General features: G+C 71.8%; 20 protein-coding genes and 1 pseudogene. 10 read left to right on the top strand and 11 right to left on the bottom strand.

The window, feature by feature from the left end; all coding sequences use genetic code 11:
- Positions 1 to 40: 40 nt before the first annotated feature.
- A pseudogene (locus ACQP03_RS08935) lies at positions 41 to 900 on the bottom strand (sulfurtransferase).
- Positions 901 to 1000: 100 nt separating this feature from the next.
- Here ACQP03_RS08935 and ACQP03_RS08930 point away from each other — a divergent pair.
- A complete protein-coding gene (locus tag ACQP03_RS08930) occupies positions 1001 to 1690 on the top strand; it encodes a metal-dependent transcriptional regulator (protein WP_357393611.1) in 690 nt (229 codons plus the stop codon).
- Positions 1691 to 1705: 15 nt separating this feature from the next.
- Here ACQP03_RS08930 and ACQP03_RS08925 read toward each other — a convergent pair whose 3' ends face one another.
- Both ACQP03_RS08925 and ACQP03_RS08920 read right to left on the bottom strand, forming a co-directional pair.
- Positions 1706 to 2251 (bottom strand): hypothetical protein, encoded by a 546-nt coding sequence (locus tag ACQP03_RS08925; RefSeq protein ID WP_357393613.1) that lies wholly within the window; start codon positions 2249 to 2251, stop codon positions 1706 to 1708.
- Positions 2252 to 2340: 89 nt separating this feature from the next.
- The gene (locus ACQP03_RS08920; RefSeq protein ID WP_357393615.1) at positions 2341 to 2595 is read right to left on the bottom strand and encodes a DUF5522 domain-containing protein; all 255 of its coding nucleotides are present in this window, start codon (positions 2593 to 2595) and stop codon (positions 2341 to 2343) included.
- Positions 2596 to 2645: 50 nt separating this feature from the next.
- Between ACQP03_RS08920 and ACQP03_RS08915 the strand changes: the two genes are divergently transcribed.
- Positions 2646 to 3605, top strand: a complete 960-nt coding sequence (locus ACQP03_RS08915; protein WP_357393617.1) for a MerR family transcriptional regulator — start codon at positions 2646 to 2648, stop codon at positions 3603 to 3605.
- On the opposite strand, the gene ACQP03_RS08910 is transcribed toward ACQP03_RS08915, so the two are convergent.
- Positions 3581 to 4516, bottom strand: a complete 936-nt coding sequence (locus ACQP03_RS08910) for a DUF2332 domain-containing protein (RefSeq protein WP_357122664.1) — start codon at positions 4514 to 4516, stop codon at positions 3581 to 3583. The two genes, ACQP03_RS08915 and ACQP03_RS08910, sit on opposite strands and share 25 nt — an antisense overlap.
- Positions 4517 to 4654: 138 nt before the next feature.
- On the opposite strand from ACQP03_RS08910, the gene ACQP03_RS08905 reads away from it, so the two are divergent.
- The 3 genes from ACQP03_RS08905 (at position 4655) to ACQP03_RS08895 (ending at position 6731) form a co-directional block, all read left to right on the top strand.
- Complete coding sequence (locus ACQP03_RS08905) at positions 4655 to 5767, top strand: FAD-dependent monooxygenase (RefSeq protein WP_357393619.1); 1113 nt, start codon at positions 4655 to 4657, stop codon at positions 5765 to 5767.
- Positions 5768 to 5912: 145 nt separating this feature from the next.
- A complete protein-coding gene (locus ACQP03_RS08900) occupies positions 5913 to 6041 on the top strand; it encodes a hypothetical protein (protein WP_433460792.1) in 129 nt (42 codons plus the stop codon).
- A gap of 333 nt (positions 6042 to 6374) precedes the next feature.
- Positions 6375 to 6731 carry a nitroreductase family deazaflavin-dependent oxidoreductase gene (locus tag ACQP03_RS08895; RefSeq protein ID WP_433460791.1) on the top strand — a complete coding sequence of 119 codons (357 nt, stop codon included), beginning with the start codon at positions 6375 to 6377 and terminating at the stop codon, positions 6729 to 6731.
- 102 nt (positions 6732 to 6833) lie between these two features.
- On the opposite strand, the gene ACQP03_RS08890 is transcribed toward ACQP03_RS08895, so the two are convergent.
- A complete protein-coding gene (locus tag ACQP03_RS08890; protein WP_357122652.1) occupies positions 6834 to 9740 on the bottom strand; it encodes a vitamin B12-dependent ribonucleotide reductase in 2907 nt (968 codons plus the stop codon).
- A gap of 35 nt (positions 9741 to 9775) precedes the next feature.
- Positions 9776 to 10276 (bottom strand): transcriptional regulator NrdR, encoded by a 501-nt coding sequence (nrdR, locus tag ACQP03_RS08885; RefSeq protein ID WP_357122649.1) that lies wholly within the window; start codon positions 10274 to 10276, stop codon positions 9776 to 9778.
- A 518-nt stretch (positions 10277 to 10794) separates the two neighbouring features.
- Between nrdR and lexA the strand changes: the two genes are divergently transcribed.
- Entirely contained in the window at positions 10795 to 11580 is a 786-nt protein-coding gene (gene lexA / locus ACQP03_RS08880) for a transcriptional repressor LexA (protein WP_357393623.1), read from the top strand.
- A 187-nt stretch (positions 11581 to 11767) separates the two neighbouring features.
- On the opposite strand, the gene ACQP03_RS08875 is transcribed toward lexA, so the two are convergent.
- Both ACQP03_RS08875 and hflX read right to left on the bottom strand, forming a co-directional pair.
- Entirely contained in the window at positions 11768 to 13408 is a 1641-nt protein-coding gene (locus tag ACQP03_RS08875; protein ID WP_433460790.1) for a hypothetical protein, read from the bottom strand.
- A gap of 50 nt (positions 13409 to 13458) precedes the next feature.
- Positions 13459 to 14913 carry a GTPase HflX gene (gene hflX / locus ACQP03_RS08870; protein ID WP_396832515.1) on the bottom strand — a complete coding sequence of 485 codons (1455 nt, stop codon included), beginning with the start codon at positions 14911 to 14913 and terminating at the stop codon, positions 13459 to 13461.
- A 185-nt stretch (positions 14914 to 15098) separates the two neighbouring features.
- On the opposite strand from hflX, the gene ACQP03_RS08865 reads away from it, so the two are divergent.
- Complete coding sequence (locus ACQP03_RS08865; RefSeq protein ID WP_357393627.1) at positions 15099 to 16565, top strand: NAD-dependent malic enzyme; 1467 nt, start codon at positions 15099 to 15101, stop codon at positions 16563 to 16565.
- Positions 16566 to 16710: 145 nt separating this feature from the next.
- Here the strand turns inward: ACQP03_RS08865 and dapF are convergent, their stop codons facing one another.
- From dapF to ACQP03_RS08850, 3 genes are read right to left on the bottom strand one after another with little or no spacing between them, the layout of a single operon-like run.
- Complete coding sequence (dapF, locus tag ACQP03_RS08860; protein ID WP_433460789.1) at positions 16711 to 17556, bottom strand: diaminopimelate epimerase; 846 nt, start codon at positions 17554 to 17556, stop codon at positions 16711 to 16713.
- Positions 17557 to 17563: 7 nt separating this feature from the next.
- Complete coding sequence (miaA, locus tag ACQP03_RS08855) at positions 17564 to 18583, bottom strand: tRNA (adenosine(37)-N6)-dimethylallyltransferase MiaA (protein ID WP_396832514.1); 1020 nt, start codon at positions 18581 to 18583, stop codon at positions 17564 to 17566.
- A complete protein-coding gene (locus tag ACQP03_RS08850) occupies positions 18466 to 19233 on the bottom strand; it encodes a hypothetical protein (protein ID WP_357122635.1) in 768 nt (255 codons plus the stop codon). The genes miaA and ACQP03_RS08850 overlap by 118 nt, the downstream gene beginning before the upstream one ends.
- Before the next feature lie 201 nt (positions 19234 to 19434).
- Here ACQP03_RS08850 and ACQP03_RS08845 point away from each other — a divergent pair, with 201 nt between their 5' ends.
- The 3 genes from ACQP03_RS08845 to ACQP03_RS08835 all read left to right on the top strand — a co-directional run bounded on the left by ACQP03_RS08845 (position 19435) and on the right by ACQP03_RS08835 (position 24757).
- Entirely contained in the window at positions 19435 to 20643 is a 1209-nt protein-coding gene (locus tag ACQP03_RS08845) for a DUF349 domain-containing protein (RefSeq protein WP_357122632.1), read from the top strand.
- A gap of 782 nt (positions 20644 to 21425) precedes the next feature.
- Entirely contained in the window at positions 21426 to 23033 is a 1608-nt protein-coding gene (locus tag ACQP03_RS08840; protein ID WP_355053246.1) for a cellulase family glycosylhydrolase, read from the top strand.
- Positions 23034 to 23377: 344 nt separating this feature from the next.
- The gene (locus ACQP03_RS08835; RefSeq protein ID WP_357175231.1) at positions 23378 to 24757 is read left to right on the top strand and encodes a cellulose binding domain-containing protein; all 1380 of its coding nucleotides are present in this window, start codon (positions 23378 to 23380) and stop codon (positions 24755 to 24757) included.
- The last annotated feature ends 28 nt before the right edge of the window (positions 24758 to 24785 follow it).

Genomic DNA, 24785 nt, shown 5'->3' with positions numbered 1-24785 from the left:
CGTCGCACGAGGACCGTCGTCGGCCCGTCGCACGCGCTGGTCAGCGCTCTGGTGTCGGCCCGGTGGCGACCGGCCGGGACGCGTCGGCGACCCAGTTGCTCCACGACCCGACGTACAGCGCGGCGTCCGGCCGGCCGGCCAGGTGCAGCGCGAGGACCGCCTGCGCGGCGGTGACACCGGAACCGCAGTACGCCCCGACCTCCCGCGCCCCCTGGACGCCGACGGCGGCGAACCGGTCCCGCAGCACCTCGGCGGCCGGGAAGCGCCCGTCGGCGCCCACGTACTCGCCGGCGGGCAGGTTCGCCGCGCCCGGCACGTGACCGGCGACCGGATCGATCGGTTCGACCTCGCCCCGGAAGCGCGGCGCCGCGCGCACGTCGAGCAGCACGGCGTCGTCCGCGCAGGCCAGGGCGGCGGCCTGCCCGGCGTCGAGCACCGGGAGCGCACCGGGGCGCACCTCGACGTCGCCAGGGCGCGGGGTGGGCGCTTCGGTGGAGACCGGTCGGCCGGCGGCGACCCAGGCCGGGAAGCCCCCGTGCAGCAGGCGCACCGGCCGGTGCCCGACCCACCGCAACGTCCACCAGGCGCGGGCGGCGGCCAGGCCGTCGCCGCCGTCGTACACCACCACGGGGTGACCGGAACGGACGCCGGCGGCCCGCAGCACCCCCGCAGCGCGCCCGGGTCGGGCAGCGGGTGCCGGCCGCCGACGCCGGGCGGCCCGCACAGCGCGGTGTCCAGGTCGACGAAGACCGCGCCGGGCAGGTGGCCGGCCAGGTAGTCGTCGTGGCCGGGCGGGCCGGTGAGCCGCCAGCGGACGTCGAGCAGGGTGGGCGGGTCGGCGTGGTCGAGTTCGGTGGCGAGCCGGTCCACCTCGACGAGCAGCTCCTCGGTACCGGACATGGCGACCATCCAACACCATCCGGGTCAGCACGGTGCGATTCGGCAGCGGTCGCTCGGCGCGCGGCAGGGTAGCATCGTGCATCGGAGGGCCGCTTACCTTATGAAGTCTCACGATCTGGTCGACACGACCGAGATGTACCTGCGCACCATCCTCGAGCTGGAGGAGGAGGGAGTGCCGCCGCTGCGCGCCCGGATCGCCGAACGCCTCAAGCAGAGCGGCCCCACCGTCAGCCAGACCGTGGCCCGGATGGAGCGCGACGGCCTGCTCACCGTCGAGGGCGACCGGCACCTGACGCTCACCGCGCTCGGCCGGGGCAGCGCGGTGGCCGTGATGCGCAAGCACCGCCTCGCCGAGCTGCTGCTCGTCAACGTCATCGGGATGCCCTACGAGGAGGCCCACGAGGAGGCCTGCCGCTGGGAGCACGTGATGAGCGACGCCGTCGAGAAGCGGGTGTACGACCTGCTCAACCGGCCGACCCGCTCGCCGTACGGCAACCCGATCCCGGGCCTGGAGGAGCTGGGCTCCCCCGGGGCCCCGGCCAGCGAGGCCGGCGAGGGCGAGCGCAACCTGGCCTTCCCCGGGCTGTCCGGGCCGGTCGTGGTCCGCCGGATCTGCGAGAGCGTGCAGACCGACTCCGACGTGCTGCGCCAGCTGCACGCCGCCGGCGTCGACCCGGGTGCCACGGTCACCGTGGCCCAGGAGCGCGACGGGGTGTCGATCGACCGCTCCGGTGACCGGGTACGGCTGCCCCGCGAGGTCGCCTCCCGGGTCTTCGTCGCCGCCAGCTGACCGGGACTCGGGCGGTCACAGCGCCCGGGTGTCGACCTTCTTGGCCACGGCGATCAGCTCAGCGGCCAGCTTGTCCGCAGCAGTGCGCTCGCCCCGGGCGCCGGTCCAGGTCAGGGTGGCGAGTCGGCCGTCGGTGGCCAGCCAACCGACCTCGGCGACCGGCCCGTGCCCGCCGCTCGCGGCGGCCGTCCGCCGGTACGCCTGCTGACCCAGGCCGGTGACCTTCGTCGCCTTGTCGGGCACCACGTCCGCGCCGAAGGTGGTCTTGTCGATGCTGGTCTCGGACACGCTGAGCATCAGCTCCGGCAGCGCCGCGCGCTCGGCCCGGACCACGCAGGTGTGGGTGTCGTTCCGGTCGCTGGCCGCCGCCACGTCGAAGCGCACCTTGACGATCTGTTCGATCACCGCGAAGTCCAGCAGCCGGCACGCCCCGCCCGACGAGGCCGCCGCCACGTCCAGCGCCACCGGCGCCGGTGGTGGCACCGCCACCGGCTCGGCCTCAGCGGCACAGCCGCTCACCAGCAGGCCCGCCAGCCCGGCGACCACGATCCGCCCGCGCACGCTCCACCCTCTCGCCGACCGACGGCGGAAGAGGCCCCGCCGGATGTCCGTCGGACACCGTACGGGGTGTCCGGGTCCGGCGGAAGTCCTCATTCCGAGGGTGGATCGCCCACGTACGGGCAGTGCCGGCAACCCCGTCCGCAGCACGTGCCACGACGGGCCAGGAAGGCGGCGCTGAGCACGAACAGACCCGTCGCCGGATCGGGGTAACCGGCCTCTCCGGCGGCCAGCGCGGCGTCGTGCGCGGCGAGGATCCGGGCCCGGTCGGGGTGCTCGGGCGGCAGGCGGGACGGGTGCGGCTCGGTGAGCGGCCGGCCGGCCAGGGGTCGTCGCTCTCCGCTCACCGGGCCAGTCTGCTTGAGTCTCCACCGGGGGGAGACGCGAGGGTGGGGGCATGAGCGGTGACGAGCGGTACACGATCGGCGACCTGGCCCGGCGCACCGGCCTGAGCGTCAAGACCATCCGCTACTACGCCGACAGCGGGATCGTCCCGCCGACCGACCGGAGCTCCGCCGGCTACCGCCTGTTCGACGCCGCGGCGGTCGCCCGGCTGGAACTCGTCCGGACGTTGCGTGACCTGGGCGTCGACCTGGCCGCCATCCGTCGGGTGGTGGACCGCGAGGCACCCCTGCGCGAGGTGGCGGCCACCCACGCGCAGGCCTTGGCGGCGCAGATCCGCGTGTTACGACTGCGCCAGGCGGTGCTGACCGTCGCCGCACGGCGCGGGGCCGGCCCGGCGGAGGTCGACGACCTGCGCCGGTTGGCCCAGCTCACCGCCCACGAACGGGCGCACCTGGTGGACGACTTCCTGGACAGCGTCTGCACCGGCGATCCGCCGATGTACCCGGGTGTGCTCGTCTCGATGACGCCGGAGCTGCCCGACGACCCCACGGCCGAGCAGGTGCAGGCGTGGCTGGAGCTGGCCGAGCTGTGCCGCGACCCGACCTTCCGGACGAGCATGCGGCGGCTCGCCCGCCAGCACGCCGCCGACAACGAGGTGCCCGGACTCCCCCGCCCGGACGCCGTCGCCCTGGTCCGGGACGGGGTGGCGGCTGCCCTGGCCGCCGGTCTCGATCCGGCTGGGCCCGAGGCCGATCCGGTGGTCGCGGCGGTCACCGGCCGGTACGCCCGCCTGCACGGCCTCGCCGACGACGCCGACCTGCGCCGACGGATGCTGGACCGGCTGGTCCTGGCCAACGACCCCCGCCGGGACCGCTACCTCGACCTGCTGTCGGTGATCAACGGCTGGTCGGGTGGGGGCGCGGTCGCGCCGGCCGTGGGCTGGTTCGTCCGAGCGCTGCGCGTCCGGATGCCGGTGGAGGCTCGGTCTCAGCCGAACCAGGTCATCGCCTGACCATGGCCCCGGGTCCAGGCCAACGGCTTGCCGTCCAGCGCGAGGACGTTGTGCAACGCCGCGTTCGGCGAGTCGGGTAGCCCCTCGTGGGGCAGCACCTCCGGGGCCTCGTTCGCGATCCAGTGCCCTGGCAGCTCACCGACCAGCCGCACGAACGCGTCCCGGCGCGCGGCGGGCACCTGATAGAGCACGGACGTGTGGAAGACCACGAGCGTCGCGTCGGCCGGCGCGCGGGCCGCCAGTGCCGGCAGGTCGTCCACCAGGTCGCCCCGGACCAGCAGCGGCGGGTCGGCGGCGGCGACCGCCGCCGCCGCGCGCAGCCGGGCCCGCCGGTGCGCGTGCTCCGGCCAGATCAGGGCGTCCAACCAGGACACGTCGTCGGGGTCGCGCACGTCGAGCGGGTTCAGGTCGAGGCCGGCCCGCCACACCACCTGGGGTACGCGCCCAGGCGGCACCAACCCGCTGGCCGCGCACTCCAGGACGGGCCCGCCGTCGCCGACCTCGTGCTCGCCGTACCGGTAGGCGTACCGGTCGGGATAGAGGCACAGCCCGGCCGACGCGCCGACCTCCAGCAGGGCGAGGGGCTGCGGCAGCGCGGCGAGCACCGGCAGCAGCACCGCGCACCGGCCCGCCTCGTTCGTCTGGGTGGCCCTGCGCTTCAGCTCGGTGTCGATTGCCGGCCAGTGGGCCAGCACGTAGTCGTGGAACGCGGTCGGGTCGTCGACCGGGCCGCCCAGCCAGCGGACCACGCCGTACAGCAGGTTCGGCTGGCGCTTAGCCGGCGGGAGCCCGTCGAGCAGGGCGAGCAGGGCGTGGTCGTCGGCGACGGCGTACGACAGCCGCTCGTACGTGGGTGAGACCCCGTACGCCTCGCGGCGGGCGAACTCGACGTACGCCTCGGCGGTTGTCATGCCCTGATCGTCGCAGCCCATTGGCCGGAAATTCAGCCCCCGGACCCGTGCGCTGGCTCACCCACCTTCTAGAGTGCTGCCGCGGCCAAACCGCTGAGCAGCAGCTCAGCCGGCCGGCGCAGCGGAAGGGAACACGTCGTGCGGGGTGACAATGTCCGGGTACTCATCGTCGGCGGGGGCATCGCCGGGCTGGCGACGGTCGCCGCGTTGCGTCCGTGGGGCGCGACGGTCGACGTGGTCGAGCGGGCACCCGGGCCGACCGACTCCGGCACCGGCATCTACCTCACCGGCAACGCGACCCGCATGCTCGACGTCCTCGGGCTGCGCGAGCCGGTCGCCGACGTCGCCGTGGAGATCACCCGGCAGCGCAGCGCCAACCAGCAGGGACGTCGCCTCTTCGACATCGACGTGACCGCGCTGTGGCAGGGCGTCGGCCCGTGCGTGTCGCTGCCGAGGGCGCGACTGCACCGGGCCCTGGCGGCCGGCGTCGGAGACGCCCCGATCCGCTGGGGTCGCCACCCGGTCGCGCTCGACCCGGAGGGCGACCGGGTCGCCGTCGAGTTCGACGACGGCAGCACCGGACGGTACGACCTGGTGATCGGCGCGGACGGGGTGCACTCGACGGTGCGCCGGCTCGCCTTCGCCGGTCAGGCGGCCCGCGACCTGGGCCAGTACGCGTACCGCTGGGTCGCTCCCCGGATCGACGACGAGCCGTTCTGGTCGGTGCAGCTGGGGCGGGGCCGGCAGTTCCTGACCATCCCGATCAGCGCCGAGCACACGTACTGCTACTACAACGACGGCCCGGTGGCCGACCGGCCGGGCTGGCGCGACGACGTGGCCGCGTCGTTCACCGAGCCGGCGGCGACCATGCTCAAGGCCCTCGACCACGACGACAGCACCCTGCACGCCGGCCCGAACCAGGAGGTCGTCCTCGACTCCTGGACCCGCGGGCCGGTGCTGCTGATCGGCGACGCCGCCCACGCCACCTCGCCGAACATGGCCCAGGGCGCGGCGATGGCGCTGGAGGACGCGGTCGTGCTCGCCTCGTCGCTGGCCGCCGCCGACTCCCTCCCCGAGGCGCTACGGGGGTACGAGGCGCGGCGACGCCCCCGCACCAACTGGGTGCTCAGCCAGACCCACCGCCGGGACAAGGCCACCGGCCTCCCGCCCGCGCTGCGCGACCTGGTGATGCGCCGCCTCGGTGAGCAGATGTTCCGCTCGAACTACGGTCCGCTGTTCGCCCAGCCCTGACCCCCCCTCGGATCGGTCGGGGCACATTCCACGATCATTCGCCCGGATTCCACGACCCGTTCAGCCGCCACCGCGCCCGGCTCACCAGGCAGGGTGGACGGTCGCCAGGCACGGCCGGCAGCAGCGGATCCGGGGAGTGGAGCCAGTGCGCAGACAGTGGACGAGCTGGGCGTTCGCCGCGGTGGCGACCGGTATGGTGGTCGGCGTCGTGCCGTCTGCCGTGGCGGGCGCGATGGACGGCGCGCGGGCAGCGCCCCTCGGCATGATCCCTTGATGCTGACCAGTCGTGGCCGAGCTGCTGCGACTGGTCAGCATCAGATGATCGTGCCGGTGTTCTGAGCAGGAACTGGCTCACGCAGCCGGCTTGTCAGGCCACTCAGCCCGGCAGGGCGAGTTCCAGATCGCGACGGGTCAGGGCGGCGCGCAACCGCAACCCTTCGGCGGCCAGATTCTCCCGCCCGCCCTGCTCGCGGTCGATCGCACAGATCACCGACTCGACTGTCGCGCCGTTGGCCCGTAACTGCCGACACGCATCTCCCCGGCCGGCAACTAACCTCCGTGCCCACCGCCTTGACCTCAAGTTCGCTCAAGGTCCGAGCATGGGTGCATGACGGTGCTGAACGACACGCGACAGGCGCTGGAGCGGCAGCGCACTGTGGACATCACGACGACCGGGCGGCGGAGCGGTCAGCCGAGAAGGACGGAGATATGGCGCTACCAAGCCGGCGGCCGCTACTGGCTCACGGGGAGCCCGGGGGCGCGTGACTGGTACGCCAACGTACTCGCGCATCCCGAGTTCACGCTGCATCTGGCCGGCCTGGAGGTGCAGGTGCGGGGGCGTCCCGTGACCGACCCGGACGAGCGGGCACTCGTGCTCGGCGAGATCGTTCCGACCCTGGACTGGGCCGGAAGCTTGGGAAGCTGGATCGCCGGAAGCCCTCTGGTGGAGATCGAATTCGGCTGACAACGCCCAACTTCGCGGACATCTCCCGAACCGGAACTGAGCCTCGCAAACAGCGCTGCCCCGACCTCCACCAAGGAGGCCGGGGCAGCGCTGGGGCGTACGTCAGCTGCAGCCGCTGGTGGAGCCGCAGCCCTCGCAGACGTAGCAGCTACCGGCCGGGCGCATCTTCGTACCGCAGGTGAAGCAGAGCGGCGCGTCGGCGGCCTTGCCGATCACGGCCTCCAGCAGCTCGGTGCTGGAACCCACGCTCGTCACCGGCTTGGCGGCGGCCACGTCGGCCATCTCCTGGGCCGGCTGGGCGACCGCCTCGGTCTTGGCCGGAGCCTCCACCGGCGCGGAGGACGCCATGGCGGTGAGGTCCGCACCGGTGACGGCGGCGGCCTCCGCGTCGGCCTCGGCCCGCAACTGGGCGGCCCGCTCACCGGCGGTGAAGATGCCCAGCTCGGCGCGGCGCTCGTAGGGCAGGAAGTCCAGTGCCAGGCGACGGAAGATGTAGTCCATCACCGAGGCCGCCATCCGCACGTCCGGGTCGTCGGTCATGCCGGCCGGCTCGAAGCGCATGTTGGTGAACTTGCTGACGAACGTCTCCAGCGGCACGCCGTACTGCAGGCCGATGCTGATGGCCACCGAGAAGGCGTCCATCACGCCGGCCAGGGTCGAGCCCTGCTTGGACATCTTGAGGAAGACCTCGCCGAGGCCGTCGTCCGGGTAGGACGACGCGGTCAGGTAACCCTCGGCACCACCGACGGAGAAGCTGACCGTCTCGGACGGGCGCTTCTTCGGCAGGCGCTTGCGCACCGGCCGGTACTCGATGACCTTCTCCACCGCGGCCGGCGCGGCGGTCGTGGTCTCGACGGCGGCCGGCTCGGTGGCCTTGTTCTTCTTGGCCACCGACAGCGGCTGGCCGACCTTGCAGTTGTCCCGGTAGATCGCCAGGGCCTTGAGGCCGAGCTTCCAGCCCTCGAAGTAGATCTTCTCAACGTCCTCGACGGTGGCCGCCTCCGGCATGTTGACCGTCTTGGAGATGGCGCCGGAGACGAACGGCTGGATGGCCGCCATCATCCGCACGTGGCCCATCGGGGCGATGGTCCGCTCACCCATCGCGCAGTCGAAGACCGGGTAGTGCTCCGGCTTCAGGCCGGGGGCGTCCACCACGTGGCCGTGATCGGCGATGTGCTCGACGATCGCCTCGACCTGCTCCTCGGGGTAGCCGAGGCTGCGCAGGGCGCGCGGCACGGTCTGGTTGACGATCTGCATCGAGCCGCCGCCGACCAACTTCTTGAACTTGACCAGCGCCAGGTCCGGCTCCACGCCGGTCGTGTCGCAGTCCATCATGAAGCCGATCGTGCCGGTCGGGGCGAGGACGCTGGCCTGCGCGTTACGCCAACCGTTCTTGTCACCGATCTTGTTGCCCTGGGTCCACTGCTTGGTCGCCTCGCGGACGATCGCGGTCGCCACCGGGCTGGTCGGCTTGATCTCGTCATTGGCGGCGGCGTGCTTGCGCATGACCCGCTTGTGCGGCTCGGCGTTACGGGCGTAGCCGTCGTACGCGCCGACGACCCCGGCCAGCTCGGCCGAGCGCCGGTACGCGGTACCGGTCATCAGGGACGTGATCGCGGCGGCGACCGAGCGGCCCTGCTCCGAGTCGTACGGCAGACCGGTGGCCATCAGCAGGGCGCCGAGGTTGGCGTAGCCGATGCCGAGCTGCCGGTAGGCCCGCGACGTCTCGCCGATCTTCTCCGTCGGGAAGTCGGCGAAGCAGATCGAGATGTCCATCGCGGTGATGACGAACTCGACGGACTTGACGAACTTCTCCACCTCGAAGCCACCGTCGGCGCGGAGGAACTTCATCAGGTTGAGCGAAGCCAGGTTGCACGAGGAGTTGTCCAGGTGCAGGTACTCCGAGCACGGGTTCGACGCGGTGATCCGCCCGGTCTCCGGGCAGGTGTGCCAGTCGTTGATCGTGTCGTCGTACTGCAGGCCCGGGTCGGCGCACTCCCAGGCGGCCTGGGAGATGGCACGGAAGAGGTTCTTGGCATCGACGGTCTCGATCGTCGCGCCGTCCAGCCGACCGCGCAGGTCGAAACCCTTGCCGTTCTCGACCGCCGACATGAACTCGTCGGAGACCCGGACCGAGTTGTTGGCGTTCTGGTACTGCACGCTGACGATGTCGGAGCCGCCGAGGTCCATGTCGAACCCGGCGTCGCGCAGCGCGCGGATCTTGTCCTCCTCGCGCGCCTTGGTGACCACGAACTCCTGGATGTCCGGGTGGTCCACGTCGAGGATGACCATCTTGGCCGCGCGCCGGGTGGCACCGCCGGACTTGATGGTGCCGGCCGAGGCGTCCGCGCCACGCATGAAGCTGACCGGGCCGGAGGCGTTGCCGCCGGAGGAGAGCAGCTCACGGGACGAGCGGATGCGCGACAGGTTGACGCCGGAGCCGGAGCCGCCCTTGAAGATCAGCCCCTCCTCCTTGTACCAGTCGAGGATGGAGTCCATCGAGTCGTCGACGGCCAGGATGAAGCAGGCGCTGACCTGCTGCGGCGACGGCGTACCGACGTTGAACCAGACCGGCGAGTTGAAGCTGAACACCTGGTGCAGCAGCATCCAGGTCAGCTCGTGCGCGAAGATCTCGGCGTCGGCCGGGCTGGCGAAGTAGCCGTACTCCTCGCCGGCGGTGCGGTACGTGCTCACCACCCGGTCGATGAGCTGCTTGAGCGACCACTCCCGCTCCGGGGTCCCCACCGCGCCCCGGAAGTACTTCGTGGTGACGATGTTCGCCGCGTTGACGCTCCACGACTCCGGGAACTCCACGCCCCGCTGCTCGAAGTTGATCGAGCCGTCCCGCCAGTTCGTCATCACGACGTCCCGGCGCTCCCACGAGACCTCGTCGTACGGGTGGACCCCCTCCGTCGTCCACACGCGCTCGATCTTCAGCCCCGCGCCTGCCTTGTTCCGTGAACGGCTCGTTGTCACGCCGTCGCCCCCCTCGTCTGCGCGGTCACCCACCGCGCGTCCTGATCTCTCGGAAAAACAGTGAAGTCTCAGTTGGCACGGCCGGCGGCCTCGACCGCGTCGGCCCGACCCTGCTCCCGGGCTCGCGCCGCAGCCCGCAGCGTCTCGATCTCGCGCTCGAAGTCGGCGAGCGAGTCGAAGGAGCGGTAGACGCTGGCGAACCGCAGGTAGGCGATCTCGTCCAGGTCGCGCAGCGGGCCCAGGATCGCCAGGCCCACGTCGTGGCTGGGGATCTCGGCGGCCCCCTTGGCCCGGACCGTCTCCTCCACCCGCTGCGCGAGCAGCGCGAGTGAGTCGTCGTCCACCGGCCGGCCCTGGCACGCCTTGCGCACCCCGCCGATGATCTTCGTGCGGCTGAACGGCTCGGTCACCCCGCTGCGCTTGACGACCGCGAGGACCGCCTCCTCGACCGTGGTGAACCGCTTGCCGCACTCCGGGCAGGAACGCCGCCGTCGGATGAGCTGACCGTCGTCGGCCTCCCGCGAGTCGACCACCCGGGAATCGGCGTGCCGGCAGTACGGACACCGCATCGCGGACCCCCTAATCATGATCAATCGCGTCGTACCGGACACACCCGGGCACAGGCCGCCGCAACGGTGCCATGCGCTCATGGCGCCCGCTGTGATCGACCCTACGGGAGTGCGGTCGGTAGTCAGACCCAACCTGTGGGCAACTTACGCCCGTGTCACTACTACATCTAGGGGTCGACGGTATGTCGCCGACGAACCCGGGTCAAGTTGACCGGCGTGTCCGGCGCGTCACGGACCATCGGCGTCGTCCACCCCCCGCGAGACCAACGCCGACACCCCGCCCGGGTTACCGGCCACCCACCCAGAGCGCGACCGGAATCGGCCAACAATCGAACACGCGTGCTACTCGACGTACCATTTATCAGAACATCCGTACGAGGAGAGTGGTTTTTCACCCCGACACGCCGGTGAGAGGTCGTACAGATGTTTGAAAATGACCGATCTCACCTATACGGTCAGGAACAACCGCACGCACCACGAGCCGACGAGGCACCCAGCGCCGACCAGGGAGGACGGACGTGACCGAGGACCGGGCCAGCCGGCCGAAGAGCCCGCAGCAGATTACCGAGGCGGGCCCGCCGGCCACCCGACGCCGCACCGCCGCGCGCAGCCGGACGGGTCAGCCCGCCGTGCGCCCGGTCACACCGGTGGTCAGCGCCTTCCCCGACCCGGCGACGGTCGACCTGACCGCCCGCCAGCGCCGCATCCTGGAATTCATCCGCAACTGGGTGGAGCGGCACGGCTACCCGCCGAGCGTCCGGGAGATCGGCGAGGCGGTCGGCCTGGTGTCCCCGTCGAGCGTCGCCTACCAGCTCAAGGAGCTGGAAAAGAAGGGCTTCCTGCGACGCGACCCCAACCGACCGCGCGCCGTGGACGTCCGCGCGCCCAGCGAAGCCATCGACGACGAGCTGTCCCGCGCCCAACGGCCCACCCCGGCGTACGTGCCGATGCTCGGCCGGATCGCCGCCGGTGGACCGATCCTCGCCGAACAGGCCGTGGAGGACATCTTCCCTCTCCCCCGCGAGCTGGTGGGCGAGGGCGAGGTCTTCATGCTCCAGGTCAAGGGCGACTCGATGCTCGACGCGGCGATCTGCGACGGCGACTGGGTCGTCGTACGACAGCAGCCGACCGCCGACTCGGGTGAGATCGTGGCCGCCATGCTCGACGGCGAGGCGACCGTCAAGACCTACCGTCGCCGGGACGGGCACGTCTGGTTGATGCCGCAGAACCCGGCCTTCGACCCGATTGCCGGTGACGACGCCACCATCATGGGCCGGGTCGTCGCGGTACTCCGCCGGATCTGACCGACACGCGGGTGGGTGCCGTCGGCGCTCACCCGCGTCGCTCGACTGTTCGCCCCCTGCTGACCGGGCAATCCGGCAGGACCGTCGCAGTGCGGCCAGGTGACGCCGATCGCGTCAGTAGCGGTCGCCCCGAGGGCCACGACCGCCGCCGGGATACTGCCCGTACGGGTCGACGGGCGCGTCATCGTCACGTCGGCGACCGGGCCGCTGAGCCCGGTAGTCCGGCTCCTGCCCACCGCGGCGCGGCGGCTCGGCCCGACCGCCACCGGCTCGACCACCGCCGGGCTGACCGCCGCCGGGCTGACCACCGCCGCCGTACACACCGCCGCCCGGCCGGCCACCACCGCCACCGGGCCGGCCCCTCCGGGACCGCCGGCACGGCCGCCGCCGTACACACCCCCGCCGGCCGGAGCGCCGCCACCCCCACCGGGCCGGGCAGCGCCATAACTGCCTCCTGCCGGGCCGGCTGGACGCCCACCCCCGGCACCGGCCGGACGTCCACCCCGCCGCTGGGGCGTTCGCCTCCGCCGCCGTAGACAGCACCGCCAGCGGGAGCGGGACCACCCCGGCCGGAGCCGCCGTAGACCCCGCCGCTGGCTGCTGCGCCGCCGTACACGCCGGCGTTGGGACGGCCGCCGCCCGGCGGAACACGGTCGGCCCCGGGCGTGCCAGCGCGGTCGTCGGCGTCGTCCGCCGAATCGTCGGCGGCGGGCGGTCGACGGCGGGCGCGCACGATGCCGAAGATGCCGGCGCCGACGAGCAGCAGACCGAGTACGCCGACCGCGCCCACCAGATAGGTGATATCGGTGAAGCTGAGCCCGTCCATCCACGACTTCTTGGCCGCCGGCTTGTCGCCCGCGGTCGCCGCCAACGGCTCGGCCGCGCTGGTGGACGGCGTGTAGCTCAGGATGTCGACCGGCTCGTCGGCGGCGAACTGACCGGCGTCGGAGACCGTCACGAAGGACTTGCCGTCCGGGGTGTAGGAGATCGCCTCGCCGAACGGGTCGGCCAGCGCCGTCACCCGTGGCTTACCGGTGGTGAGCGCTCCCACGATGTCGTTGTTGGTGACGTCGTACTCGAAGGCGTCCGCGTAGGTACGGACGACGACGCGGGTGCCATCCGGCGATCGGGCGGCGCCGGTGATCGCGAGCCGCCCGTAGACGCTCAGCGGATTCTCGGTGGTGGTCTTCGGCAGCTTGATCTCGCCGACCTTCTTCATCGGCACCGGCGGGGTGTCGCCGTTGTTCAGCTTCGCCGACGGGGTGAAGATCTCCGAGTTGCCCTTCGCCACCTTCGTGATGATCAGTGGCAGGCCGTCGGCCCCCACCAGCAGCGCCTCCGCGTCACGGGGCTTGTTCTCCGGGTAGGAGAGCCGGTGCAGCACCGGCTGCTTGTTACCGGCGATCGGCATCGTCCAGACCGCGATCCGCGTCCGCCGCTCCTTGCTGGTGGCGTTGTCGCCGATGTCACCGATCCACAGGGTGTCGCCCTTCGGCGAGACGGCGAGATCCTCGGTGTCGAACGGCCCCGAACCCGAGTAGCGGACCGCATCCTTGGCGACCTTGCACTTGCTGTCGAGGAAGAAGATCCGCTTCCGCGAGTCGACCTCGGTGCCATCGTTGATGACGATGTAACCGCTCTTGGTCGCGACCAGGCCGGACAGCTCCCGCAGGCGCTCGTCGGTGACCGTACAGCGCTTCTTGCCGGCGACCGCGGCGAGCGGCTGGGATGACACGGGAGCGGGAGCGGCTACGGCGACTCCGGCCAGCGCCACGGTTGCCCCGAACAGGCCGAGGGCAACCGTGACCGAGGAAACAACGCGGCGCATTCGGCCAGTGTCGCATGCCGCGCGTTTCCGATGGATGACGCCGGGGCCGCTCAAGGCCGGCTGCCGACCGCCTCGCCCTTGGGCGCCACGTCGTACGGCGCCAGCTCGGCGGCGAGCGCCGCGCTGACCCGGACGTGCAGCAGAGTGCCTTCCGCCAGGTGCGACGTGCTGAGCACCTCGCCCGAACGGTGCACCCGGGACACGAGGTCCCCCCGGTCGTACGGCAGGACGACCCGCACCTCCACGGCGGGTTGCGGAAGCCGCTCCTCGATCGCCGCGCGCAACCCGTCGACGCCCCGACCGGAGTGCGCCGAGACGAAGATCGCGTCCGGCCAGAGGCGCTTGAGCCGCAGCAGCGTGTCCTCGTCGGCGGCGTCGGTCTTGTTGACCACCAGCAGCTCGGGGAGCCGGTCCGCGCCCACCTCGGCGAGCACCTCGTGCACCGCCCGCACCTGCTCCTCCGGATCCGGATGGGTGCCGTCGACGACGTGCACCACCAGATCGGCCTCCGCGACCTCCTCCAGCGTCGAGCGGAACGCCTCGACGATCTGGTGCGGCAGGTGCCGTACGAAGCCGACCGTGTCGGAGAGCGTGTAGAGCCGCCCGTCCGAGGCGGTGGCCTTGCGGGTCGTCGGGTCCAGCGTGGCGAACAGCGCGTTCTCCACCAGGACGCCCGCGCCGGTCAGTCGGTTGAGCAGGCTGGACTTGCCGGCGTTGGTGTAGCCGGCGATGGCCACGGCGGGCACCGAGTTGCGGGTACGACGGGCACGCTTGGTGACGCGTACCGTCTTCATGCTCTTGATCTCGCGACGCAGCCGGGAGATGCGGTGGCGGATGCGCCGCCGGTCGGTCTCCAGCTTGGTCTCACCGGGACCACGGACACCCACACCGCCGCCGGCGCCGCCGCCGCGACCGGAACCACCGGTCTGGCGGGACAGCGTCTCACCCCAACCGCGCAGCCGGGGCAGCAGGTATTCGAGCTGGGCCAGCTCGACCTGCGCCTTACCTTCCTTGCTCTTGGCGTGCTGGGCGAAGATGTCGAGGATCAGCGCCGTGCGGTCGACGACCTTGACCTTGGTGCGCTGCTCCAGGTTGCGCAGCTGCGACGGGGACAACTCGCCGTCACAGATGACCGTGTCGGCGCCGGTGGAGAGCACCACCGCGCCGAGGTCGTCGACCTTGCCGCGACCGATGTAGGTGGCCGGGTCGGGTCGCGTACGACGCTGGATCAGCCCTTCGAGCACCTGCGAACCCGCCGTCTCGGCGAGCGCGGCCAGCTCGGTCAGGGAATTCTCCGCGTCGGTCACCGTGCCCTCGGTCCAGACGCCCACCAGGACCACCCGCTCCAGCCGCAGCTGGCGGTATTCCACCTCGGTGACGTCGCTGAGCTCGGTGGAGAGGCCTGGGACGCGCCGGAGAGACTGCCGCTCCGACAGGTCCAGCTCGCCGGTGGTGACATCGTCGAACTCGTCCTCGACAGGGACGAAGTTCTCCTGGTCTCGCAAGCGGTTCTCCTGTCCGTTTTGATAAGTAGAACGTAATCCTGACACGTCACAACGCCCAGCGCACCTGCTATATGCCCGTGCTGGAGGTCGCCAAAAGCGGGGGCGAATACCAGTCGACCTCCACAACCCGGTAGAAATGCTCAGGCGGCGGCCGACCGGCCGCACAGCCGTGACGGAGGGATCCCGTGGCCATCACCCGACTGCCGAGCGCCGGATTTTCGATCACCATCCGGATCGCCGTGACCGCGGACGCATCCTCGATCGGTCGGCTCACCACCTCCGTCGGCGAAGCCGGAGCGATCGTCACGGCGCTGGACGTGGTGGACTCGGACCCGACCCACGTGATCGTCGACCTGACCTGCGACACCGCCGACGCCAAGCACGCCGACCAGGTGGTCGACGCGCTCCGGACGCTGGACGGCGTGGACGTGCGCAAGGTGTCCGACCGGACGTTCCTCCTGCACCTCGGCGGCAAGATCGAGGTGACCTCGAAGGTCGCCCTGCGCAACCGTGACGAGCTGTCCCGCGCGTACACCCCGGGGGTGGCCCGGGTCTGCATGGCGATCGCCGAGAACCCGGCGGACGCCCGGCGGCTGACCATCAAGCGCAACACCGTCGCGGTGGTCAGCGACGGCTCGGCGGTGCTCGGCCTGGGCAACCTGGGCCCCGCCGCCTCGCTGCCGGTGATGGAGGGCAAGGCCGCGCTGTTCAAGCGCTTCGGCGGGGTCGACGCCTGGCCGGTGGTGCTGGACACCCAGGACACCGACGAGATCGTGCAGATCGTCAAGGCGATCGCGCCCGCGTACGGCGGGATCAACCTGGAGGACATCGCCGCGCCGCGCTGCTTCGAGATCGAGGCCCGGCTGCGCGAGGCGCTGGACATTCCGGTCTTCCACGACGACCAGCACGGCACCGCGATCTGCGTGCTGGCCGCGCTGACCAACGCGCTGCGCGTCGTGGGCAAGCAGCTCTCGGACGTCCGGGTGGTCGTCTCCGGCGCGGGCGCGGCCGGCACCGCGATCATGAAGCTGCTGCTGCGTCAGGGCGTCGGCGACATCATCGCGTACGACCGCCAGGGCGCCCTGCACCGCGGCCTGACCGACCTCAACCCGGCCTGGCAGTGGCTGGCGGAGAACACCAACAAGGAGAACTACTCGGGCGATCTGCCCGGGGCGATCCGGGGCGCCGACGTGTTCATCGGGGTCAGCGCCCCGAACCTGCTCACCGGCGACGACATCGCCGGCATGGCGAAGGACGCGATCGTCTTCGCGCTGGCCAACCCCGACCCGGAGGTCGACCCGCGGGAGGCGCGCAAGCACGCCGCGGTGGTCGCCACCGGCCGCTCGGACCAGCCGAACCAGATCAACAACGTGCTCGCCTTCCCCGGGGTGTTCCGCGGCATGTTGGACGCGCACGCCGAGGAGTTCACCGAGGAGATGGCCATCGCCGCGGCGCGGGCCATCGCCGACGTGGTCGGCGAGGAAAAGATCAACCCGACGGTGATCGTGCCGAGCGTCTTCGACTCCCGGGTGGCCCCGGCGGTCGCCGCCGCCGTCCGCGCCGCCGCGCACAACCCCAGCCCCCTGCCGGCAGCCGACCCCGGCCCGGCGGACCTCCCCGAAATCGCCGCCACCGCCAGCGCCACCCCCTAAACCCCCACCTAGCCCCCTCCCCCGCCCGGCCCCCGCTTCGACCACCCCGGTGATCAAGAGGTTCGCGTCAGAATCGGTGCGATTCTTGACGCGAACCTCTTGATCAACACGTGCGAAGGGCCCGGAGGCAGGGGGGGTGGGGGGGTTAGGGGGTTGGGGTGGGGAGGGTTACCTGGCCGGTTGCTACCAGGATTGCGGGGCCGGAGAGCCAGCAGGAGTCCTTGGTGACCGTTACGGTCAGGCGGCCGCCGGGGACGTCCACCGCCACCACACCGGTGTCCCGGCCGGCGTCACGCAGGACCACGGCCGCCACCGCGCAGGCGCCGGTGCCGCAGGACAGGGTCTCGGCGCTGCCGCGCTCGTACACCCGCATGAGGCTGTGCCCGTCGGTGTCGCCGACCGGGTCGCCCGGCACGATCAACTCGACGTTCACGCCGGCCGGGAAGACCGCCGGGTCGAACTCGGGCGCGACGGTCAGGTCCAGCGCGGACAACTCCACGCCACCGGGCAGGACGCACACCAGATGCGGGTTGCCGACGTCCACGACCGTGCCGGACAGGGTCAGACCACCCAGGGTGGCGGCCGACTCGTCGTACATCCGGGGTCTGCGCATCTCGACGGAGACCGCGCCGCCCTCGACCAGCGCGCGCACGACGCCGGCGCGGGTGGCCACCGGCAACGCCGCGCCGACGGGCGTGGCGAGCCCGGTGTCGAGCAGGTAGCGCACGAAGACCCGGGCGCCGTTGCCGCACATCTCGGCGAACGAGCCGTCCGCGTTCCAGTAGTCCATGAACCACTCGGCCTCGCCGGCCTGGCCGGCGCCGTCAGGATGCTTGGCCGCGCGGACCACCCGCAGTACGCCGTCCGCGCCGATGCCGCGACGCCGGTCGCAGAGCGCCGCGACCAGCTCCGGGGTCAGGCCGAGCTGACCGTCCGGGTCGGGCAGGAGGACGAAGTCGTTGCCGGTGCCGTGCCCCTTGGTGAACTCCACGATCCCATCATCGCGCAGCAGCCGGCACCAGGTGCAGGGCGGCCTCGATCAGGTCCGGCGCGGCCGAGTCGAGCCACTGGATGCGGGGATCACGCCGGAACCAGGACCGCTGCCGGCGGACGAACCGCCGGGTGGCCCGGACCGTCTCGTCGTGCGCCTCTTCCTCGGTCAGCTCGCCGTCGAGCAGGCGCAACACCTGCTGGTAGCCGAGCGCCCGGCTCGCCGTCCGCCCCTCGGCCAGGCCCCGGCCGACCAGCTCGCGGGTCTCGTCGACCAGCCCGTCGGCCCACATCCGGTCCACCCGCAGCGCGATCCGCTCGTCCAGCAGGCCGGTGTCGAGGTCGACGCCGAGCTGCACCGACGGGTAGTACGGGGTGGGCTGCGGCAGCGACGCGGCGAACGGCGCGCCGGTCAGCTCGATCACCTCCAACGCCCGGACGATCCGCCGGCCGTTGCCCGGCAGGATGCCCTCGGCGGCCACCGGGTCGACGGCACGCAGCCGGGCGTACAGCGGCGCCGGCCCGACCTCGGCCAACTCGCGTTCCAGCCGTTCCCGCAGCGCCGCGTCGGTGCCCGGGAACTCGAAGCGTTCCAGCACCGCCCGCACGTACAGCCCCGAGCCACCCACCAGCAGCGGCACCCGCCCCCGGGACAGGATGTCGTCCACCGCCGCACGGGCCAGCCGCTGGTACTCCGCGACGCTGGCCGGCTCGGTCACCTCCCAGATGTCGAGCAGGTGGTGCGGCACGCCGTCCCGCTCGTCGACGGTCAGCTTCGCGGTGCCGATTTCCATGCCCCGGTAGAGCTGCATCGAGTCGGCGTTGACCACCTCACCGTCGAGGGCGTGCGCGAGCGCGATGCTCAGCGCCGACTTGCCCGCCGCCGTCGGCCCCACCACCGCGACGACTGTCACATCCGCTCCCAGGACGCCACGAAGTAGGCCACCCCGTAGGGCGCCGACTCGTGCAGCAACTCGCCGCGCCACCCGCCGCCGCCGACGCGGGCCGCGTCGGCGAGCACCTGCCACGCCGCCCGGCCGGCGACCTTCAACTGCGCCGACAGACCGGGGTCCAGGTCGCGCAGGGCGTCCAGGTCCGCCTCGGCCAGGGCCGTGGCGACCCCTTTGTCGTACGGGAGAGCGCGCTGGTCGTCGTACCCGGGAGCCTGCTGGCCCCGGCAGGCCGACCCGTCACCGAGCACCAGCAGCGCCACCCGGTCGCCGGCGGCGGCGACCTGGGCGCCGAGCGCGGCCACCTCGACCGGCCCGGCGTCGGCGGCCACCTGAACGGCGGTCACCTGCGCTGCGGTCTCGGGCCCGGCCGCCACCCGCGTCGCGGTCGCCTGCCCGGCCGTCGTCGGCCCATGCCGGGACAGCAGCCACGCGCCGATGGTCAGGCTCAACGGCAGCACGGCGCCGCGGTCCGGCTGGCCGGGGACCAGGGGCACGTCCAGGTCGACGCCCCACGGCTGGAGCGAGCCGGTGGCCGGGGGCTGGACCGGGCCGGTCACCGGGCCGACGCCGAGCAGCACCACCACCTCCGGGCCGGTCGCCAGCAGCCGGCCGACGGCGAGATCGCAGGCCGACCGCAGGTCGTCCAGTTCGCTGGCGGCGGCACCGGCCACTTCGGGCACGAGCAGGGGCGGATGTGGGCAGACGGCGGCGGCGACCAGTGGCACCCGTTCACCGTAGCGGGAATCCCCGGTGCGTCTCCGCCGCGATCCGGTCAATCAGGCCCTAGGACACCGTATGGTCACGGTCGGCGATAGGCGCTCGACGCGGACCGGGTCGGACCTGTGACAATGCCGGAAGCAACTTGGCTGCGCCGTGGCGGCGACGGGGGACTGCTCCCTCGACGCCGGGAGAACGAGGATGGGCACATGAGCGACTGGACTGCCTTCGGACGGGTGGACGCGGACGGCACCGTTTACGTCAAGACCGCCGAGGGCGAGCGGGTGGTCGGATCCTGGCAGGCAGGAGCGCCGGAGGAAGGGCTCGCGCACTTCGCGCGCCGCTTCGCCGACCTGGTCACCGAGGTGGATCTGACCGAAGCGCGGCTCAACTCGGGCGCGGCGGACGCCGGGCACTCGTTGAGCACGATCCGGCGGATCCGCGCCACGCTGCCGGAGGCCCACGTGGTCGGCGACATCGACGCCCTGACCGCCCGACTGGACAAGCTGGCGACCCTCGCCGAGGAGAAGGCCACCGAGGCGCGCGCCGCCCGGGACGCCGCCCGCGGTGAGGCCCTGGCCCGCAAGACCGCCCTGGTCGAGGAGGCCGAGAAGCTCGCCGCGGAGTCGACCGGTTGGAAGACGGCCGGTGACCGCCTCAAGGAGATCCTCGACGAGTGGAAGACCATTCGCGGGGTCGACAAGAAGGCCGACGGCGAGCTGTGGAAGCGCTTCGCCGCCGCGCGGGACGGCTTCACCCGACGCCGCGGCGCCCACTTCGCCTCCCTGGACGCGCAGCGCAAGCAGGCGCAGACCGTCAAGGAAGAGCTGGTCGCCGAGGCCGAAAAGATCAAGGAATCCACCGAGTGGGCCGCCACGGCCAACCAGCTCAAGGAGCTGATGACCCAGTGGAAGGCCGCGCCCCGCGCCTCCAAGGAGGCCGAGCAGAAGCTCTGGGAACGGTTCCGGGCCGCCCAGGACGCCTTCTTCAGCCGGCGCAGCGAGGTCTTCTCGGCACGGGACAACGAGCAGCGCGGCAACCTGGAGCGTAAGCAGGCCCTGCTGGCCGAGGCCGAGGCCCTGGACATCGACGCCGACCCCAAGGGCGCCCAGGCCAAGCTGCGCGAGATCCAGGCACAGTGGCACGAGGCCGGCCGGGTGCCCCGCGAGGCCGCCGCCGGCCTGGAGCGCCGGTTGCGCGTCATCGACGACAAGGTCCGCGAGGTGATGGACTCCGCGTGGCGGCGTACCACCAAGGAGGACAACCCGCTGCTCGCCCAGATGCGGGCCCAGGTGGCGGAGGCCGAAGAGCGGCTGTCCCGGGCGCAGAGTGCCGGGGACGCCCGGCGCATCAAGGAGGCCGAGCAGGCCCTCGCCTCCAAGCGACAGTTCCTCCAGCTCGCCGAGCAGGCCGGCTGACCCGACGCAATTCGCGAGCCCCCGGTCCCCGCGCGGGACCGGGGGCTCGCGCGCGTCCCGGGGTCGTCCACTCCGCACCACCTAGCCGCGCATCCCCACCTCATCCGACACGCCCGCCCGCACACCCGCACACACGCACACCCGCACGCCCGCACGCCCGCACGCCCGCACGCCCGCACGCCCGCACGCACGCACGCACGCACGCACGCCAAGATCCTCACAACATCCCCGAAGTTGCTGCCTCGGACGCGCGGGAACCAGCAACTTCTCCGAAGTTGTGAGGATCTTGGAGCGGGCTAGCGCGGGGGGCGCGGGAGTCAGGCCTCGGGCGTCTGCCCATCGACATGATCGCGCTCGATCCTGGATCCAGTGGCTATCCAACGCGGTGACACCACTACTTCCAGGATCGAGCACGATCTTGCCGCCACCGGGCGGCGCGGGGGCGGCGCGGGGGCGGCGCGGGGGCGGGACCGGGCCGGACGGGGGCGGGACCGGGGCGGGACCGGGGCGGGACCGGGGCGGGGGCGGGACCGGGTGTGCAGTTGACGCATTGAGGTGGGCTGATGAGAATGGGCGACGGAGTCAGGTAGGGCCACCGGGCCGAGGGCGCCGACGGCGAGCATCGCCGTCGAGGATCGGCCGGTGAGCTGCCGCGAGTTTCCCGTCCGCGTGACATGGGCCGTCGCGCACTGTCCGCGTACCCCCGAAGGGGCCGTGATGTGCGCACGGCCGCCTGCCGACGTCGTCGATGGACGGCGTCGTGCGTCCGAAGTGGAGCTCGAATGACCCGTACGAAAGCTCTCGGCAGCGCGCTGACCGCGCTCGCCACCGCCGCGGCCGGCGTGTTCCTCGCCGCCACCGTCAGCACCACCCCGGCTTCCGCCGCCGGTACCGGAACCGGTTATCTGCACACGAACGGTAGCCAGATCGTGGACAGCACCGGGGCCACGGTCCGGTTGACCGGCATCAACTGGTTCGGCATGGAGACCGACAACAAGACCTTCCACGGGCTCTGGTCGAGCAATCCGTGGCGGGGTCAGCTCGACACGATGGCCCGGCTGGGCTACAACACGCTGCGGGTGCCGTACTCGAACGACGCGCTGAAGGCGGGCGCGACCGCCACCGGGATCAACGACTTCGTCAACCCGGACCTGGTGGGGCTGTCGCCGTTGCAGATCCTGGACAAGGTGATCGCCTACGCCGGCAGCAAGGGGATGCGGATCATCCTGGACCGGCACCGGCCGACGTCGGCGGGGCAGTCGCCGCTGTGGTACACGTCGACGGTCTCCGAGGCGACCTGGATCAACGACTGGAAGATGCTCGCCCAGCGGTACGCGGGCAATCCGACGGTGATCGGCGCGGACCTGCACAACGAGCCGCACGCCGAGGGTACGAACCCGGCGGCCACCGGCGCGTGCTGGGGTTGCGGCGACACGGCGCGGGACTGGCGGCTCGCCGCGGAGCGGGCCGGTAACGCCATTCTCGGCGTGCAACCCAACTGGTTGATCTTCGTGGAGGGGGTGAGCTGCCCGAGCGGTGGTCTCTCCAACGTGTGGGACAACGACCCGAGCAACGACGAGGACTGCGGCTGGTGGGGCGGCAACCTGTCGAAGGCCGGTCAGTACCCGGTCCGGCTGAACGTGGCGAACCGGCTGGTCTACTCGCCGCACGAGTACGCGACGTCGGTGTACCGGCAGACCTGGTTCGACGCCCCGGACTACCCGGCGAACATGCCGGCGATCTGGGACAAGTACTTCGGTTACCTCTACAAGCAGAACATCGCCCCGATCATGATGGGTGAGTTCGGCAGCACCCTGGCCGACCCGAAGGACCGGGTGTGGCTGGAGAAGTTGATGGCGTACACCGGCACCGGCGTGACCGGGATGTCGTTCACCTACTGGTCGTGGAACCCGAACTCGGGTGACACCGGCGGCATCGCGCTGGACGACTGGACCAACATCAACACCACCAAGCAGGCGATCCTGCAGCCGTACCTGATCGCGCCGAGCGGCGGCGGACCCACCGGCGGGCCGACCGGCGGCCCCACGGGCGGGCCGACCGGCGGGCCGACGAGCGCGCCCCCCGGCGCCTGCACGGCCACCTACCGGCAGGTCAACGCCTGGCAGGGCGGCTTCCAGGGTGAGTTGACCGTGAAGAACACCGGCACTGCCGCAGTGAATCCGTGGTCGGCCACCTGGACCTGGCCGTCCGGCGTGACGCTGGGCAGCGGGTGGAACGCCACCGTCACCCAGTCCGGTACGACGGTCACGGCCGCCGCGCCCAGCCACGCGCCGTCTCTGGCGGCGGGCGCCTCGGTCACCGTGGGCTTCACCGCCAACGGTACGGCCAGCGCCCCGGCGACCGTGAAGCTCAACGGCGCGAGCTGTTGAGCAACCGAGGTGGTCGACGCCCACGCCGAGGGCGTCGGCCACCTCGGGCCGGGCGCACGTCGTGCCGGGCCGAGAGCCGGGCGCACGCCGGGCCAGGCCAGGGCAGGCGCACACCGAGCCCTCCGTAGGGTGGCGGACCAGGGCCGCACGGAGCATTTACATCAAGGTTCTTCTATGCTTCCATCGGGAAAGCGCTTGCCTTCGCTGCGGCCGGCGCGAACGCGGGAGCCGCTTCTTCGCACCGAAACGCACCGGCGGACCCGGGACCTGAGATCCCGGATCACCTAGCCGCCCACGGGCATGGGCGTCGCGACAGTGTGTCCGCCTCATCGAAAGGAAGCAGCATGCGCACAACACAGCGTCGGATGACGCTGCTCGCCACCACCGCCGCCGCGACCGCCGCGCTGGTCACCGGCGGTCTCCTGACGGCCGTGTCGGCCCAGGCGGCAGCCGGCTGTCAGGTCGCCTACTCGGTCGCCAGCCAGTGGCCGGGTGGGTTCACCGGCAACGTCACGGTCACCAACCTCGGCGACCCGGTCTCCGGGTGGACGCTGCGCTGGTCATACGGGGCCGGCCAGCAGGTCAGCCAGGCGTGGGGGGCCACCGTCACGCAGAGCGGCAGCCAGGTCTCCGCCGCCAACGTCGACTACAACGGCAACCTGGCCACCAACGGCAGCGCCTCGTTCGGCTTCAACGCGAGTTGGAACTCCAGCAACCCGGCGCCGACCAGCTTCACCCTGAACAACGTGGCCTGCACCGGCGGCACCACCACCCCGACCATCGCCCCACCGACCACCCCGGGCACGCCCACCAACCCGCCCACCACGCCGCCGATTCCCAGCGATCCGCCGCCGAGCGTTCCGCCGCAGACGGGCCTGGTCGGCTGGGCCACCCAGAACGGCGGCACCACCGGCGGTGGCGGCGCACCGGCGACCACCGTCACGAACGCCTCGGCGCTGACCAGCGCGCTGAACGCGACCGGGTCGGCGGTGATCCGGGTGTCCGGCACCATCTCCTGCTCGGGCATGCTGCGGGTGCGGTCCAACAAGACCATCCTCGGCAACTCCGGCGCGACGATCGTCGGCTGCGGGCTCAACGTCAGCGGTGACCGCAACGTCATCATCCGGAATCTGACCTTCCGGGACTGGAACGACGACGCGATCAACGTGCAGGAGTCGGCCACCAACATCTGGATCGACCACAACACCTTCAGCAACGGGTACGACGGCGCGGTCGACATCAAGCGCGGCTCGGACTTCGTCACGGTGTCGTGGAACCGGGTCTTCAACCACGACAAGACGATGCTGCTCGGGCACAGCGACGACAACGGCGCCCAGGACACCGGGCACCTGCGGGTCACGTACCACCACAACTGGTTCGACGGCAGCAAGCAGCGCAACCCCCGGGTGCGCTTCGGCAACCCGGTGCACGTCTACAACAACTACTACCGGGCCAACACCGGCTACGGCGTGGCCTCCACCGAGAACGCGGGCGTGCTCGTCGAGGGCAACTACTTCGAGAACGTCCCCGACACGTACCACCTCGGCGAGGCCGACTCCGGGCCGGGCCGGCTGGTGGCCCGCAACAACCACTTCGTCAACTCGCCCGCCGGCCAGACCGGTGGCAGCGTCGCCAGCATCCCGTACTCGTACCAACTGGACACCGCGAGCAACGTCAAGTCCATCGTGACGGGCGGCGCCGGCGCCGGTCGCATCACGGTCTGACCGTGGGTCGGTCGGGGTCCGCCGTGCC

This window comes from Micromonospora sp. CA-248212 (genome assembly GCF_050948405.1).
Lineage (GTDB): Bacteria > Actinomycetota > Actinomycetes > Mycobacteriales > Micromonosporaceae > Micromonospora.
The sequence above is the reverse complement of the archived record's forward strand: the minus strand, read 5'-3'. Positions and strand labels throughout refer to the sequence as shown.

What these genes read in the sequence shown, in the direction of transcription:
- ACQP03_RS08930 (WP_357393611.1), top strand. Translation starts at nt 1,001, where the DNA reads ATGAAGTCTCACGATCTGGTCGACACGACCGAGATGTACCTGCGCACC.
- ACQP03_RS08915 (WP_357393617.1), top strand. Translation starts at nt 2,646, where the DNA reads ATGAGCGGTGACGAGCGGTACACGATCGGCGACCTGGCCCGGCGCACC.
- ACQP03_RS08910 (WP_357122664.1), bottom strand. Translation starts at nt 4,516, where the DNA reads ATGACAACCGCCGAGGCGTACGTCGAGTTCGCCCGCCGCGAGGCGTAC.
- ACQP03_RS08895 (WP_433460791.1), top strand. Translation starts at nt 6,375, where the DNA reads ATGACGGTGCTGAACGACACGCGACAGGCGCTGGAGCGGCAGCGCACT.
- nrdR (WP_357122649.1), bottom strand. Translation starts at nt 10,276, where the DNA reads ATGCGGTGTCCGTACTGCCGGCACGCCGATTCCCGGGTGGTCGACTCG.
- ACQP03_RS08875 (WP_433460790.1), bottom strand. Translation starts at nt 13,408, where the DNA reads ATGCGCCGCGTTGTTTCCTCGGTCACGGTTGCCCTCGGCCTGTTCGGG.
- ACQP03_RS08845 (WP_357122632.1), top strand. Translation starts at nt 19,435, where the DNA reads ATGAGCGACTGGACTGCCTTCGGACGGGTGGACGCGGACGGCACCGTT.
- ACQP03_RS08840 (WP_355053246.1), top strand. Translation starts at nt 21,426, where the DNA reads ATGACCCGTACGAAAGCTCTCGGCAGCGCGCTGACCGCGCTCGCCACC.
- ACQP03_RS08835 (WP_357175231.1), top strand. Translation starts at nt 23,378, where the DNA reads ATGCGCACAACACAGCGTCGGATGACGCTGCTCGCCACCACCGCCGCC.